General features: G+C 68.5%; 8 protein-coding genes. 7 read left to right on the top strand and 1 reads right to left on the bottom strand.

Annotated features, from left to right (window positions below; all coding sequences use genetic code 11):
• Positions 1–39: 39 nt before the first annotated feature.
• Positions 40–2,790 carry a SpoIIE family protein phosphatase gene (locus IEZ21_RS29110; RefSeq protein ID WP_189324842.1) on the bottom strand — a complete coding sequence of 917 codons (2,751 nt, stop codon included), beginning with the start codon at positions 2,788–2,790 and terminating at the stop codon, positions 40–42.
• Positions 2,791–3,091: 301 nt separating this feature from the next.
• On the opposite strand from IEZ21_RS29110, the gene IEZ21_RS29105 reads away from it, so the two are divergent.
• From IEZ21_RS29105 to IEZ21_RS29075, 7 genes are all read left to right on the top strand, one after another.
• Positions 3,092–8,581, top strand: a complete 5,490-nt coding sequence (locus tag IEZ21_RS29105) for a HAMP domain-containing protein (protein ID WP_189324841.1) — start codon at positions 3,092–3,094, stop codon at positions 8,579–8,581.
• A 277-nt stretch (positions 8,582–8,858) separates the two neighbouring features.
• Positions 8,859–9,539, top strand: a complete 681-nt coding sequence (locus IEZ21_RS29100; protein ID WP_189324840.1) for a response regulator — start codon at positions 8,859–8,861, stop codon at positions 9,537–9,539.
• Positions 9,540–9,785: 246 nt separating this feature from the next.
• Positions 9,786–12,536, top strand: a complete 2,751-nt coding sequence (locus tag IEZ21_RS29095; protein WP_189324839.1) for a DNA translocase FtsK — start codon at positions 9,786–9,788, stop codon at positions 12,534–12,536.
• A gap of 270 nt (positions 12,537–12,806) precedes the next feature.
• Positions 12,807–13,646: a helix-turn-helix domain-containing protein gene (locus tag IEZ21_RS29090; protein WP_033318928.1), complete on the top strand. Its 840-nt coding sequence runs from the start codon at positions 12,807–12,809 to the stop codon at positions 13,644–13,646.
• A gap of 97 nt (positions 13,647–13,743) precedes the next feature.
• On the top strand, positions 13,744–15,216 hold the full coding sequence (rimO, locus tag IEZ21_RS29085) for a 30S ribosomal protein S12 methylthiotransferase RimO (RefSeq protein WP_033318927.1): 1,473 nt from the start codon (positions 13,744–13,746) through the stop codon (positions 15,214–15,216).
• On the top strand, positions 15,213–15,944 hold the full coding sequence (pgsA, locus tag IEZ21_RS29080) for a CDP-diacylglycerol--glycerol-3-phosphate 3-phosphatidyltransferase (RefSeq protein WP_189324838.1): 732 nt from the start codon (positions 15,213–15,215) through the stop codon (positions 15,942–15,944). Before rimO ends, pgsA begins: the two co-directional genes overlap by 4 nt.
• Positions 15,944–16,489: a CinA family protein gene (locus tag IEZ21_RS29075; RefSeq protein ID WP_189324837.1), complete on the top strand. Its 546-nt coding sequence runs from the start codon at positions 15,944–15,946 to the stop codon at positions 16,487–16,489. Before pgsA ends, IEZ21_RS29075 begins: the two co-directional genes overlap by 1 nt.
• The last annotated feature ends 109 nt before the right edge of the window (positions 16,490–16,598 follow it).

The raw sequence follows: 16,598 nt of genomic DNA, 5'->3' as shown, positions 1-16,598 counted from the left end.
AGGCCTTTTTCGTGTTGCGGGACTTCAGTGCGTCAGTTCTTAGTCCTTGTGGAGGCCCGGAACGCGCATGGCCAGGATGGCCATGTCGTCGGACGGGGCGTCGGAGGCGAAGCGTTCGACCGCGCGCATGATGCGGGCGGCGACCGCGCCGGCGGTCAGGCCCGTGCAGGTGGTGAGGACGTCCGTGAGGCCGTCGTCACCCAACATGCGTGTGCCTTCGCGGCGTTCCGTGACGCCGTCCGTCACGCACAGGAGGACATCGCCCGGATCGAGCGTCACCGTCTGCTCGTACAGTTCGAGATCGTCCATGACGCCGAGGAGGGGCTGTGGTTCGGCGGCCGGTTCGACCGTGCCGTCCTGGCGCAGGCGCAGGGGGAGCGGATGGCCGGCGCAGACGATCTTCAGGACGGCGCTGCCGTCTTCCTGGGGCCACAACTCGCCGTACAGGAGGGTCAGGAAGCGACTGCGGGCGCCCTCGTCGAGGATCGCGGAGTTGAGGCGCTCCAGGACGGCCGGGCCGCCGAAACCCTCGCGGGCGAGGAGCCGGAGAGCATGGCGGGCCAAGCCCGTGACCGCGGCCGCCTCCGGGCCCGTACCGCAGACATCGCCGATGGCGAAGCCGTACGCGCCGTCGCGGATCGGGAAGACGTCGTAGAAGTCGCCGCCGACTTCGTTGCCCTCGCCCGCCGCGCGGTAGATGACCTCGACCTCCACGCCCTCGATGACCGGGAGTTCGGGCGGCAGGAGGCTGCGCTGGAGGGACTGGCTGATGGCCATGCGCTCGGAGTACAGGCGGGAGTTGTCCAGGGCCAGGGCGGCCCGTCGGGAGAGGTCCTCGGCGAGTTCCAGGATCTCCTGACGGAAGTGTTCGTCCGTCGGCTTGCCGAGCGTCAGCATGCCGATGACGCGGTTGCGGGCCACCAGGGGGAGTACGACCGTCTCGCCGCCGACCGCCGAGGCAGTGGCGAGGGTCGTGCCGATGCCGGAGCTGACCGTCGCGGGCTCGCCGCGGCCCAGGCTGCGCATGGAGGTGCGCAGGGCCGCCTCGTGGGCCGCCTCGGCCGGGGCCGACCAGACGCGGGCGCCGGGGGTCGGGACCGGGTCTGGTGGGGCGATCTTGGAGAGGAGGGCCTTGAGGCCGTCGATGCGCTCCTCGTCCTCATGCAGGACGTACGAGAGATACGGGTCCGAGGCCTGGTCGGCAATCGTGTAGACGGCGCACCAGGTGGCCAGGGTCGGGACCGTCATCTGTGCCATGAGGGCCAGCGTCTGATCGCGGTCCAGGGTGCCCGCGAGGAGGTCGGAGGCCTCTACGAGGAAGGACAGCGAGCCCCGGCGCAGACGCTCCAGCTCGCCCAAGCGGGCCGATTCGACGGCGAGCGCGATGCGGTCGGCGGCGAATTGGAGGCGCAGGGCCTCTTCGTTCGAATACCGCGCGGGGGACTCGGCCGCGACGCCGAGAGAGCCCGTGAGACGGCCCTCGACCTTCAGCGGGACCGTGACGACCGATCGCATGCCCGTGCCGCTCAGCAGCGGTACGGCGCCCGGGACGGCCGTGAGGTCGTCGTGGACGGCCGGCATCCGGGCCGAGCCGTAGCGGCCGGGGCCCGCCTCCACGGGGACGCGAGCGAAGCGCTGGCGGGCGGAGGGGAGCCCGGTGGAGGCGCGTACCTCCAGCTCGGTCTCGTCGTCGGTGGCCAGCAGCAGGAAGGCGGAGTCGCCGTCGAGCATGTCGCGGGCGCGCTCCACGGTGCGCTGGAGGAGACCGTCGAGGTCGTCCGGGGCCGGGGAGCCGATGAAGACCTCGAAGGGGTCGGTGGCCTGGCCGCCTTCGGAGTGTGTCGCCGAGTCCGCGGCGGGTACGCGCAGGGGAGTCTGCAGGACGGCGCGCTCGTGATCGCGTACAAGCAGACAGACCGTGGAGGGCTCGCCGCCGGTGTCGCGGACGCGCAGATGCGAGGCGTACACGGGTGTCACGCGGCCGTTGGCGCCGCGGAGGCCGTAACTGCCCTCCCAGCGCGAGAGCTGGAGGGCCTCGGCGATGCCGGTGCTGGTGCCGGGGGTGTGCGGCCAGGCCGCGAGGTCGGTCAGGGGCTTGCCGATGACCTGCTCCGCCGCGTACCCGAAGAGTTCTTCCGCGTCCTCGCTCCAGGCGGAGATGGCGCCGACGCGGTCGATCTGGACGACGGCGACGCGTACGCGGCCGTCGGCGAGGGGCAGGAGGTCGGCGGGCAGCGAGGGGCCGGCGGTGCGGGTGCCCACCGGGCGGTCCGGGAGGTCGAGTTGGAACCAGACCTGCTTGTGGGTGGGCGTGTACTCGACTCCCCAGCAGGCGGCCAGAGCCGCGCACAACTGGAGGCCGCGGCCTCCTTCGCGGTCGGGGCTGCCCATGTTGACGGCCGTCGCCTGGAGTGGAATCTCTCGTTCCGGGTAGCGGTCCGCTACTTCGATGCGTACGCCGTCCTCGGTGCGCAGACACAGGACATCGGCGGACGTGCCCGCGTGTACCACGGCGTTGGTGACGAGTTCGCTGGTGAGGACCACGGCGTCGTCGACGATGTCAGCGAAGCCCCAGCCCTGGAGGGTGTCACGGACAAAGGACCGAGCGGTCGCGACGGACCGTCCGACGGGGTCGAAGCTGGCGGCCGCGCGAGCGGTGATCACAGCACTCCTTGTCCGGGTTTCTTCGGGCAGGGCTTCGTGGCCGATTCGCCCCTGCCGTGGCAGATGACGGTTGCCGGTCTGTCCGGGATCCTGGGGCTGTCCCCCAGGATGTACTCCGGTGGTCATGGTGAGGCCGCCCCTCCGATGCCTGCCCGCTTGTGCTCGTGCCACCGCCCAGGCCGGACGGACCGGCGTGGCTGGACAGCCGCATGCAAGGTTACTTACCTTCGCCGTCCATGCGGATGCCGGTCACCACAGTGTTTCCGTCCGGGAGGGTGTGTGCGGACGATGTGCGAAGCTGCCGAACTGTTATGGCCTGGTTCAGCCACGGTGAAACACTGGGCAAGCTTCAAGAGATGGTCCAAACACGCAGAGCACTACCCGAACACCCCGAGCAGTAACGGTCGACCCTTGCGGGAGGGACACAGTGGAGTCTGGCGCAGCGACGCGGGGCACTAAAGCGCGCGCGAAAGGCGGAGAGTCCCTGAGTAACCGGCGCAAACCGCGCAACGGGACCACCGAGGTGGACACCGCGGCGCTGAACAGACTGCTCGTGGCGCTGGAGGCGATGCGGGATGGGAACTTCCGCAAGCGCCTGACGGTGTCCGGCGACGGCGTTATGTCCGAAATTGCGGCTGTTTTCAACGAGGTGGCCGACCGCAATCTGCATCTGACGGGCGAACTCTCGCGCGTACGGCGCATGGTCGGCCGCGAGGGCAAGCTCACGGAGCGTCTGGAGACGGGCGTCTGCGAGGGGTCCTGGGCCTCGGCGATCGACGCGTCCAACGCGCTGGTCGACGACCTCGTACGCCCCGTCTCCGAGGTCGGCCGGGTGCTGTCCGCGGTGGCCGAGGGCGACCTGTCGCCGCGTATGGAGCTGCGGGCGCAGGCCCCGGACGGCAACGGGCATCCGCTGCGCGGGGAGTTCCTGAAGGTCGGGCGCACGGTCAACAACCTGGTCGACCAGCTGTCCACGTTCACCGACGAGGTCACGCGGGTGGCCAGCGAGGTGGGCACGGAGGGCAAGCTGGGTGGCCAGGCCCGGGTGCGCGGAATGTCCGGTTCGTGGAAGGACCTCACGGATTCGGTCAACACGATGGCGTACCGGCTGACGGCGCAGGTGCGGGACATCGCACTCGTGACGACGGCGGTCGCCAAGGGTGACTTGTCCCGGAAGGTCACGGTTCATGTGGCCGGCGAGATGCTGGAGCTGAAGAACACCGTCAACACGATGGTGGATCAGCTCTCCTCTTTCTCCTCCGAGGTGACGCGAGTCGCGCGCGAGGTCGGCACGGAGGGCGAGCTCGGCGGCCAGGCACAGGTGCCGGGTGTGGCCGGTGTGTGGAAGGACCTCACCGATTCGGTGAATCTTATGGCCGGCAATCTGACGTCACAGGTGCGCGGGATCGCGCAGGTGACGACGGCGGTGGCCAACGGTGATCTGTCGCAGAAGGTGACTGTTTCGGCACGCGGTGAGATGGCGCAGCTCGCCGAGACGATCAACCAGATGACCGAGACGCTGCGTACGTTCGCGGACGAGGTGACCAGGGTCGCCAACGAGGTCGGCGGCGAAGGGCGGCTCGGCGGCCAGGCGAATGTGCCGGGTGCGGCGGGAACGTGGAAGGACCTCACCGATTCGGTGAACACGGTCTTCCGGAACATCACCACCCAGGTGCGGGACATCGCCTCGGTGACGACGGCGGTGGCCAGCGGTGACCTGTCGCAGAAGGTCACCGTCGATGTGGCCGGCGAGATGCTGGAGATGAAGAACACCGTCAACACGATGGTGGACCAGCTGTCGTCCTTCGGTGACGAAGTCACGCGGGTGGCGCGGGAGATCGGTGTCGAGGGCGAGCTGGGCGGCCAGGCGGCGGTGCCGGGCGCGGCCGGTACCTGGAAGGACCTGACGGACTCCGTCAACACCGCGTTCCGGAACCTCACCGGTCAGGTGCGCAACATCGCGCAGGTGACGACGGCGGTGGCCAACGGCGATCTGTCGCAGAAGGTCACCGTGGACGTCTCCGGCGAGATGCTGGAGCTGAAGAACACCGTCAACACGATGGTGGACCAGCTGTCGACCTTCGCCGACCAGGTGACGCGCATGGCGCGTGACGTGGGTACGGAGGGCCGGCTCGGCGGTCAGGCGCGCGTGGACGGCGTCAGCGGCACCTGGAAGGACCTCACCGACTCCGTCAACTTCATGGCGGGCAACCTGACGTCCCAGGTGCGGCAGATCGCCCAGGTGACGACGGCGGTGGCGCGCGGTGACCTGTCGCAGAAGATCGAGGTCGACGCGCGCGGCGAGATCCTCGAGCTGAAGAACACCATCAACACCATGGTCGATCAGCTCAGCGCCTTCGCCGAGCAGGTGACCCGGGTGGCCCGCGAGGTGGGCACGGACGGCCGGCTCGGCGGACAGGCGCAGGTGCCCGGTGTCGCCGGTGTGTGGCGCGACCTGACCGACTCCGTGAACGGCATGGCGGGCAACCTCACCTCCCAGGTGCGCAACATCGCGCAGGTCGCGACCGCGGTGGCCCGGGGCGACCTGTCGCAGAAGATCGACGTGGACGCGCGCGGCGAGATCCTCGAGCTGAAGAACACCCTCAACACGATGGTGGATCAGCTGTCGAACTTCGCCGAGCAGGTGACGCGGGTGGCCCGCGAGGTGGGCACGGAGGGCATTCTCGGCGGCCAGGCCGAGGTGCAGGGTGTCTCCGGCACATGGAAGGACCTCACGCAGTCCGTGAACTTCATGGCGAACAACCTCACCATCCAGGTACGGCAGATCGCCGAGGTCACCACGGCGGTCGCCAAGGGCGACCTGTCCAAGAAGATCACCGTCGACGCGAAGGGCGAGATCCTCGAACTCGTCACCACCGTCAACACGATGGTGGATCAGCTGTCGAACTTCGCCGAGCAGGTGACCCGGGTGGCCCGCGAGGTGGGCACCGACGGCAACCTCGGCGGTCAGGCGCGTGTGCCCGGTGTGACGGGCATCTGGAAGGACCTGAGCGACAACGTCAACGTGATGGCCAACAACCTGACCGGCCAGGTGCGCAACATCTCCCAGGTCGCGACGGCGGTGGCCAACGGCGACCTCACCAAGAAGGTCACGGTCGAGGCGAGCGGCGAGATCGCCCAGCTCGCGGACACCGTCAACACGATGGTGCGGACGCTGAGTGCGTTCGCCGACCAGGTGACGCGGGTGGCCCGTGAGGTGGGCACGGACGGCATCCTCGGCGGTCAGGCGCATGTCCCGGGGGTCGCCGGTACGTGGAAGGACCTCACCGAGTCCGTGAACGGCATGGCGTCCAACCTGACCGGCCAGGTGCGCAACATCGCGATGGTCACCACGGCCATCGCGAAGGGCGACCTGACCAAGAAGATCGACATCGACGCGCGTGGCGAGATCCTGGAGCTCAAGACCACCATCAACACGATGGTCGACCAGCTCTCGTCCTTCGCCGAAGAGGTCACCCGCGTCGCCCGCGAGGTGGGCACCGAGGGGCAGTTGGGCGGCCAGGCGCGTGTACGCGACGTCGACGGCACCTGGCGCGACCTCACCGAGTCGGTGAACGAGATGGCCGGGAACCTGACCCGGCAGGTACGGGCCATCGCGCGCGTGGCGACCGCGGTGACCCGTGGCGACCTCAACCTGAAGATCGACGTGGACGCCTCCGGCGAGATCCAGGAACTTCAGGACTACGTCAACAAGATGATCGCCAACCTGCGCGACACCACCATCGCCAACGAGGAACAGGACTGGCTGAAGGGCAACCTGGCTCGCATCTCGGGCCTGATGCAGGGCCGCCGCGACCTCGCCGACGTGGCCTCGCTCATCATGAGCGAGCTGACTCCGGTGGTCTCGGCGCAGCACGGTGCGTTCTTCCTGGCGATGCCCCTGGACGACGGCAAGGATGTGGGCGCCGCGGGCGACGACTCGTACGAACTGCGCATGCTCGGGCACTACGGCTACTCCATGGGGTCCATGCCGACGTCGTTCCGGCCCGGAGAGACGCTGATCGGGACGGCCGCCAAGGAGAGGCGGACGATTCTCGTCGACAATGTGCCGCCCGGCTATCTGAAGATCGCCTCCGGGCTCGGTGAGGCGCCTCCGGCGCATGTCATCGTGCTGCCGGTGCTCTTCGAAGGGACCGTTCTGGGAGTGATCGAGCTGGCGTCGTTCCATTCGTTCACGCAGATCCAGAGGGACTTCCTCAACCAGATCGCCGAGATGATCGCGACGAGCGTCAACACGATCGCCGTGAACACCAAGACCGAGGTGCTGCTCAAGCAGTCGCAGGAGCTGACCGAGCAACTGCGGGAGCGGTCGGCCGAGTTGGAGAACCGGCAGAAGGCCCTCCAGGCGTCCAACGCCGAACTGGAGGAGAAAGCCGAGCTGCTTGCCCGGCAGAACCGCGACATCGAGGTCAAGAACACGGAGATCGAGGAGGCGCGGCAGGTCCTGGAGGAGCGCGCCGAGCAACTCGCGGTCTCCATGCGCTACAAGAGCGAGTTCCTCGCCAACATGTCGCACGAGCTGCGTACGCCGCTCAACTCGCTGCTCATCCTCGCCAAGCTGCTCGCCGACAACGCGGACTCCAACCTCACTCCGAAGCAGGTCGAGTTCGCCGAGACGATCCACGGAGCCGGCTCCGACCTGCTCCAGTTGATCAACGACATCCTCGACCTGTCCAAGGTCGAGGCGGGCAAGATGGACGTATCGCCGACGCGTATCGCGCTGGTCCAACTCGTCGACTACGTAGAGGCCACTTTCCGTCCGCTGACGGCGGAGAAGGGCCTCGATTTCTCCGTACGCGTCTCTCCGGAACTGCCCGCCACGCTGCACACGGACGAGCAGCGGCTCCTCCAGGTGCTGCGCAACCTGCTCTCCAACGCGGTGAAGTTCACCGACTCCGGAGCAGTCGAACTCGTCATCCGTCCGGCCGGCGCGGACGTGCCCGTCGCCATCCGGGAGCAGCTCCTGGAGGCGGGTTCGCTGCGGGACGCGGACGCCGATCTGATCGCGTTCTCCGTGACCGACACCGGTATCGGTATCGCGGCCAGCAAAATGCGGGTGATCTTCGAGGCGTTCAAGCAGGCGGACGGCACGACGAGCAGGAAGTACGGCGGTACGGGACTGGGGCTGTCGATCTCACGGGAGATCGCGCGGCTGCTGGGCGGCGAGATCCATGCGCAGAGCGAGCCTGGACGGGGCTCCACGTTCACGCTGTATTTGCCACTGCACGCGAGCGAACTGCCGCCGCAGGGCTACCCGCAGCTCGCGGCGCCGGCGATGGACAACGGAGCGCTCGCCCTGCCCGCGGAGGCCGAGGACAGGACTCCTGTGGAGACGCCCGCCGAGGTCAAGTCGTACCAGGAGACCCAGAACGGGGCCGCCGCGCTCTTCAGGCGGCGCCGCAGGTCGTTGCCCTCGGCCGGGCAGCGGCCCACGCTGTCGGGGCAGCAGGGCCAGGTCCAGGAGCCCTGGGCCGCGCGCGGTGAGGAGGCGTCCGCCCAGCCGCGGAGCGACTTCCGCTTCGAGGGCGAGAAGGTGCTGATCGTCGACGACGACATCCGCAATGTGTTCGCGCTCACCAGCGTCCTGGAGCAGCACGGCCTGTCGGTGCTGTACGCCGAGAACGGCCGCGAGGGCATCGAGGTCCTGGAGCAGCACGACGACCTCACGGTCGTCCTGATGGACATCATGATGCCCGAGATGGACGGGTACGCGACCACGACGGCGATCCGTCGGATGCCCCAGTTCGCCGGCCTGCCGATCATCGCCCTCACCGCGAAGGCGATGAAGGGCGACCGTGAGAAGGCGATCGAGTCGGGGGCTTCCGACTATGTGACGAAGCCGGTCGATCCCGATCATCTGCTCGAGGTGATGGACCGATGGATGCGCGAACGGTGACCGAATCGGGTCCCCCTGTTCAAGTGATCAGAGAGCGTGGGGGACCTGGGCGCGCGGAGCTGCTGACTGACTGTGCCCGGCGCCGTGTAGAAACCCGGGATTCGGGGAACCTTCTGGTCTCCTGCCGCGTTTCTGCTACGTGCACAGTGACATCGCGGTGACAGGGTGTGGCGACAGGCGGGGTGCGGCTACCATGACCGGCACAAGGACGGGCGGCGTAAGGGAGTCGTCCCCTGGGGCGGCGCCCGGTGCATTGCCGGGGCGAGGAGGACGGGCCATGGTGCAGAAGGCCAAGATCCTCCTGGTCGATGACCGGCCGGAGAATCTGCTGGCGCTGGAGGCCATCCTCTCTGCGCTCGATCAGACACTGGTTCGGGCATCGTCCGGGGAGGAAGCGCTTAAAGCACTGCTCACGGACGATTTCGCGGTCATTCTGCTGGATGTCCAGATGCCGGGCATGGACGGTTTCGAGACCGCCGCGCACATCAAGCGGCGGGAGAGGACCCGGGACATCCCGATCATCTTCCTCACCGCCATCAATCACGGTCCGCACCACACCTTCCGGGGATACGCGGCGGGAGCGGTGGACTACATCTCCAAGCCGTTCGACCCGTGGGTGCTGCGGGCGAAGGTCTCCGTGTTCGTCGAGCTCTATATGAAGAACTGCCAACTCCGGGAGCAGGCGGCGCTGTTGCGGCTCCAGCTGGAGGGCGGTGGCGGCAAGGGCGCGGAGTCCAAAGAACCTGCCGGACTGCTCGCCGAGCTCTCCGCGCGGCTCGCGGCCGTCGAGGAGCAGGCCGAGGCGCTCTCCAAGCAGCTCGACGACGACTCGGCGGATGCGGCGGCGGTGGCGACCGCGGCTCATCTCGAGCGCAAACTCACGGGACTGCGCAGGGCGCTGGACGCGCTGGAGCCGGGCACGGGGAACGGCGCGGCTTCGCTGCCTTCGCAGAACTGAGTTTGCACAACTGCGGGAGTTCCGCGTCGCTTTGCCCTTGCTCGCGTATGAGCTGATGGCCTGCGGGTGAGTTGGCTTCCTGCCCGGGAGCTGAGCTGAACGGCGCTGCTCTGCGGCGTCCTTCACCCGGCAAGTCCCGTACGGCGGTTGAGGCCCCGTCAGCTTGGCGCCTCGACGGAGGTGACACGAACGGGTGAAGCAGAGACATACGTGTCCGCAGTGGTCTCCACCGGTAACCTCGCACCCATGGCCTCACGTCAGCCCGCAGCCAAGAAGTCGACCGCGAAGAAGGCGGCCGCTCCGAAGAAGGCTGCGGCGAAGAAGGCCCCCGCGAAGAAAGCCCCGGCCAAGAAGGCCCCTGCGAAGAAGGCCGCGGCCAGGAAAGCCGCCCCGCCCAAGCCGGCGCCCAACCCCACCGGGGGCGTGTTCAAGCTCGTACGCGCCCTCTGGCTCGGTCTCGCGCACGCCGTCGGCGCCGCGTTCCGAGGCATAGGGCGGGGCGCGAAAGGGCTCGACCCGGCGCATCGAAAGGACGGACTCGCCCTGCTGCTGCTCGGCCTGGCCCTGATTGTCGCTGCGGGCACCTGGTCCAACCTCCGCGGCCCCGTCGGCGACCTCGTCGAGCTGCTGGTGACCGGTGCCTTCGGCCGCCTCGACCTGCTCGTTCCGCTCCTGCTCGCGGTGATCGCCGTACGACTCATCCGGCACCCTGAGAAGCCCGAGGCCAACGGACGTATCGTCATCGGGCTGTCCGCGCTCGTCATCGGTGTACTGGGCCAGGTCCACATCGCCTGTGGGGCGCCCGCGCGCAGCGACGGCATGCAGGCGGTACGGGACGCCGGCGGGCTCATCGGCTGGGGCGCGGCGACGCCGCTGACGTACATGATGGGCCAGATCCTGGCTGTACCGCTCCTCGTGCTGCTCACCGTTTTCGGGCTCCTGGTCGTCACGGCGACCCCCGTCAACGCCATCCCGCAGCGGCTGCGGCTGCTCGGCACCAAGCTCGGCCTCGTACAGCCGCAGACGGCCGAGGACGGCTCCAGCGAGGACGACGAGCGCTACGACGACCAGTGGCGCGAGGCGCTGCCCGCGCGCGCCCGAAAGCGCCGCTCCGCGCCCCGGGCGTCCGAGGAGTACGACCCGGACAGTGCCGAGCAGGAGGCGCTCTCCAAGCGCCGGAGCCGCTCCAGGCGGCCCGCTGTGCAGCAACCCGCCGCAGACCGGCAGATGGACGCGGTGGACGTTGCCGCGGCGGCCGCGGCGGCGCTCGACGGTGCCGTGATGCACGGGATGCCGCCCTCGTCGCTCGTGGCCGATCTGACGCAGGGCGTCGGGGCGGACCGCGGTGAGCGCGAGGACACGGGGGGTGGGCACCAGACGACGCCGGTGCCGGCCGCGCGCAGCAAGGGCGGCAAGCCCAAGCAGGAGATGCTGAAGGCCGAGGTCGCCGACCTGACCAAGGCGCCCCCCCAGGAGCCGCGCGAACTCCCGCCGCGCGCCGAACAGCTCCAGCTCTCCGGTGACATCACGTACTCCCTGCCGTCGCTCGACCTCCTGGAGCGCGGCGGCCCCGGCAAGGCGCGCAGCGCCGCCAACGACGCCATCGTCGAGTCGCTCACCACCGTCTTCACCGAGTTCAAGGTCGACGCCTCCGTCACCGGCTTCACGCGCGGCCCGACGGTCACGCGGTACGAGGTCGAGCTCGGCCCCGCCGTGAAGGTCGAGCGCATCACGGCGCTCACCAAGAACATCGCGTACGCCGTCGCCAGCCCGGATGTGCGGATCATCAGCCCGATCCCGGGCAAGTCGGCGGTCGGCATCGAGATCCCCAACACCGACCGCGAGATGGTCAACCTGGGCGACGTGCTGCGGCTGGCCGACGCGGCCGAGGACGACCATCCGATGCTGGTCGCGCTCGGCAAGGACGTCGAGGGCGGCTATGTGATGGCCAACCTCGCGAAGATGCCGCACGTGCTGGTGGCCGGAGCGACCGGTTCCGGTAAGTCGTCCTGCATCAACTGCCTGATCACATCGGTCATGGTCAGGGCGACCCCCGAGGACGTCCGCATGGTGCTCGTCGACCCCAAGCGCGTCGAACTCACCGCGTACGAAGGCATTCCGCACCTGATCACGCCGATCATCACCAACCCGAAGCGGGCCGCCGAGGCGCTGCAGTGGGTCGTACGGGAGATGGATCTGCGCTACGACGACCTCGCGGCGTTCGGCTTCCGGCACATCGACGACTTCAACGCGGCCATCAGGAACGGCAAGGTCAAGCTGCCCGAGGGCAGTGAGCGCGAGCTCAGCCCGTACCCGTATCTGCTGGTGATCGTCGATGAGCTCGCCGACCTGATGATGGTCGCCCCCAGGGACGTCGAAGACGCCATCGTGCGCATCACGCAGCTCGCGCGCGCGGCCGGCATCCATCTCGTCCTCGCCACCCAGCGGCCCTCCGTGGACGTCGTCACCGGTCTGATCAAGGCGAACGTGCCGTCCCGGCTCGCCTTCGCCACCTCCTCGCTCGCCGACAGCCGCGTCATCCTCGACCAGCCCGGCGCCGAGAAGCTGATCGGCAAGGGCGACGGGCTCTTCCTGCCGATGGGCGCGAACAAGCCGACCCGTATGCAGGGCGCCTTCGTGACCGAGGACGAGGTCGCGGCGGTCGTACAGCACTGCAAGGACCAGATGGCGCCGGTCTTCAGGGACGACGTCGTGGTCGGCACCAAGCAGAAGAAGGAGATCGACGAGGACATCGGCGACGACCTCGACCTGCTGTGCCAGGCGGCCGAACTCGTCGTCTCCACGCAGTTCGGATCCACCTCGATGCTCCAGCGCAAGCTGCGCGTCGGATTCGCCAAGGCCGGGCGGCTGATGGACCTCATGGAGTCCCGCAACATCGTCGGGCCGAGCGAGGGTTCCAAAGCTCGTGATGTTCTTGTGAAACCTGACGAGCTGGACGGAGTGCTCGCGGTGATCCGTGGGGAGGCTCAACCGTAAGGAATCACCGTCAGGAATCGGTGCGGGCCGGGTACCTGTACGAGTGGGTCGACGATGCGCGAACGTGACTCATCCGTAAAGAAGCGGCGAGCAACCGTTTCCCTTCGGCGCACGTCAAGTTGAGGGGAGCGACAGGTACGTGTCCCACCATCAGGATGTCCGGCCATTCCGATGGCGTACAAAGTGATACCGCCCGGTTGCCCCACCCTTTCGTACCCCCCATAGACTGAACCTCCAGCACAGGTGGCTACACGCTCGAAAGGCGCCCCCGTGTCCATCGGCAACTCCCCTGAGGACAACACCCCTGAGGACGAGCGTCCCTTCGAAGAAGACGACCGTCCCTCGATCGGCACTGCGCTGCGACAGGCACGTATCGACGCAGGGCTGACCGTCGACGATGTCAGTAACGCCACCCGGGTCCGCATCGCCATCGTGCAAGCGATCGAGCAGGACGACTTCGCTCCCTGCGGCGGAGATGTCTACGCGCGCGGTCACATCCGGACCCTGGCACGCGCCGTGCACATCGATCCGGATCCGCTGCTCGCGCAGTTCGCCGCCGAGCACGGCGGGCGTCCGGCGCCGACGCCGGCGGCACCGCTGTTCGAGGCAGAGCGGATCCGTCCGGAGCGCCAGCGGCCCAACTGGACCGCGGCCATGGTCGCCGCGATCGTCGCCGTGATCGGTTTCGTCGGGTTCACGCTGGTCAACGGCGACGACGGAGCCGATGCGAAGACACAGGTCGCCGAGGGTTCCACGCCCGCCGCCACCAAGTCCCCCGACCGCAAGCCGGACAAGACCGCCGACCCCACGCCTGACGCTGAGGACAGCGCCATCGCGGCGGCGCCGCAGGACAAGGTGACCGTCCGGGTGACCGCCCCCGAGGGGCGCAGCTGGATCTCGGCCCACGACCACAACGGCCGACGACTGTTCGACGGCTTCCTGGAACAGGGCGACTCCAAGACCTTCCAGGACAAGGAGAAGATCGACCTCGTCCTCGGTGACGCGGGTGCGCTCCAGCTGTACGTGAACGGCAAGAAGATCGACGACGAGTTCCGCCCGGGAGGCGTCGAGCGCCTGACGTACACGAAGGGCGACCCCGAGGTCGGCTGAGCGGTACGGCATTCACGGGCAGGCGGGCACGGGGTTGGCCAAGGTCGGCCAACCCCGTCGACGTGGGCTGTCAGTGGGACGAAGTAGTCTTGAGCCCATGCCTGAACGCCGTACCGTCGCACTTGTCACTCTTGGCTGCGCTCGTAACGAGGTGGACTCGGAGGAGCTCGCAGGCCGCTTGGAGGCGGACGGCTGGCATCTCGTGAAGGACGCCGAGGAAGCGGACGTCGCCGTCGTGAACACGTGCGGCTTCGTCGAAGCCGCCAAGAAGGACTCCGTCGACGCGCTCCTGGAGGCGAACGACCTCAAGGGGCACGGCAGAACCCAGGCCGTCGTCGCCGTCGGCTGCATGGCCGAGCGGTACGGCAAGGAACTCGCCGAGGCCCTGCCCGAGGCCGACGGCGTGCTGGGCTTCGACGACTACGCGGACATCTCCGACCGGCTCCAGACGATCCTGAACGGCGGGATCCACGCCGCGCACACTCCACGGGACCGCCGCAAGCTGCTGCCGATCAGCCCCGCCGAGCGGCAGGAGTCGGCGGCCGAGGTCGCGCTTCCCGGGCACGGCCCGGCCGATCTTCCCGAGGGGCTCGCTCCGTCCTCGGGCCCCCGTGCGCCCCTGCGGCGCCGTCTCGACGGCTCTCCGGTCGCCTCGGTGAAGCTGGCCTCCGGCTGCGACCGGCGCTGCTCCTTCTGCGCCATCCCGTCCTTCCGAGGCTCCTTCATCTCCCGGCGGCCGTCCGACGTCCTGGGCGAGACGCGCTGGCTGGCCGAGCAAGGTGTCAAGGAGATCATGCTGGTCTCCGAGAACAACACCTCGTACGGCAAGGACCTGGGCGACATCAGGCTCCTGGAGACGCTGCTGCCCGAGCTCGCCGATGTCGACGGGATCGAGCGGGTGCGGGTCAGCTATCTGCAGCCCGCCGAGATGCGGCCCGGGCTCATCGACGTACTGACCTCGACGCCGAAGATCGCGCCCTACTTCGACCTGTCCTTCCAGCACTCCGCTCCCGGTGTGCTGCGCGCGATGCGGCGCTTCGGAGACACCGACCGGTTCCTGGAGCTGCTCGACACGATCCGCGCCAAGGCCCCGCAGGCGGGCGTGCGGTCCAACTTCATCGTGGGCTTCCCCGGCGAGAGCGCGGACGACCTGGCCGAGCTGGAGCGGTTCCTGAACGGCGCGCGGCTGGACGCGATCGGCGTCTTCGGGTACTCCGACGAGGAGGGCACGGAAGCAGCGACGTACGAGAACAAGCTGGATGAGGACGTCGTCGCCGAGCGGCTTGCCCGCATCTCGCGGCTCGCGGAGGAGCTGGTCTCGCAGCGGGCCGAGGAGCGCCTCGGCGAGAGTGTGGAGGTGCTCGTCGAGTCGCTCGACGCCGCCGAGGGCGCGACCGGCCGTGCGGCGCACCAGGCGCCGGAGACCGACGGCCAGGTGCTGTTCACGAGCGGCGAAGGCCTGACGGTCGGTCGTATGGTCGAGGCGAAGGTGGTCGGTACGGAAGGCGTCGACCTGGTGGCCGAGCCGCTCCTGGGCTCGCTCGCAGGTCCTGAGGAGGCTGCCAGATGACGGGAGTCCCGGCATCCGCGGCGGGCGGCCCCGGCGGGCCCGGCACGCGTGGTGCTGCCGCCGGCGCTACCGGTACGGGCGCTTCCGGTGCTCAGGGCTCGAAGTCGTCGCGCGGCGGGAAGCTGAGCGCCGTGGCCGTCAATCAGGCCAGCGTCTGGAATGTCGCGAACCTTCTGACCATGCTCCGTCTCGTGCTCGTGCCGGGCTTCGTCGCGCTGATGCTGGCCGACGGCGGATACGACCCGGTCTGGCGGGCCTGGGCCTGGGCCGCCTTCGCGGTTGCCATGATCACCGACATCTTCGACGGTCACCTGGCGCGTACGTACAACCTCGTCACCGACTTCGGGAAGATCGCCGACCCGATCGCCGACAAGGCGATCATGGGGGCCGCGCTGATCTGTCTGTCCTCACTCGGCGATCTGCCGTGGTGGGTGACGGGTGTCATCCTCGGGCGGGAACTCGGAATTACCCTGCTGCGTTTCCTGGTTATCCGCTACGGCGTCATTCCGGCGAGCCGCGGCGGCAAGATGAAGACGCTCGCCCAGGGCACGGCGGTCGGGATGTATGTCCTGGTGCTGACGGGGCCATTGGCCACCTTGAGGTTCTGGGTGATGGCTGTGGCGGTCGCCCTGACCGTGGTGACCGGGCTCGACTATGTGAGACAAGCCATTGTGCTGCGACGCCAGGGTCTCGACGAGCGGAAAGCCGCGGCAAAGGAGGCGGAATAATGGCTTCCCAAGCTGCTGAAGTGCTGAGACTACTGACAGTGAAGGGTGAGACGCTGGCTGTCGCCGAGTCGCTGACGGGTGGTCTGGTGGCGGCGGCGATCACCGCAGCGCCGGGAGCCTCCAAGGCCTTCCGCGGTTCCGTGACCTCGTACGCCACCGAGGTGAAGCGGGATGTACTCGGCGTCGACGCCACCCTGCTGAAACAGCGTGGGGCGGTGGATCCGCAGGTCGCGGCACAGATGGCAGCCGGTGTGCGCAAGGTGCTCGGCGCGGACTGGGGCATCGCGACCACCGGTGTCGCGGGACCCGAAAGCCAGGACGGGCAGCCGGTCGGCACGGTTTTCATTGCCGTCGACGGTCCTTCCGCGGAGGTCGGCGGCGGTTTTGGTGGCGGGAAAGTGGCGGCGCTGCGGTTGAACGGCGGCCGGACGGAAATCCGTATGGAGAGTGTACGGAGCGTGCTCGGGCTTCTCCTGGAGGAGCTCGAGCACGAACACATGGGAAATGAGCGGGCACAGGATACGGAACAGAACGGGGGGAATTGATGTTTGCAGCCCTGAGTGAACACGACATCGCTCCCCGCACGGCCGCCGCGCAAGGCGGTACGGTGGGGCGAGAAGGATGCGGCTACACGGCCCGAGGAGGGAGCCACCG

Source organism: Streptomyces flaveus (genome assembly GCF_014647675.1).
GTDB lineage: Bacteria > Actinomycetota > Actinomycetes > Streptomycetales > Streptomycetaceae > Streptomyces > Streptomyces flaveus.
This window is presented reverse-complemented; position numbering and strand designations above follow the sequence as displayed.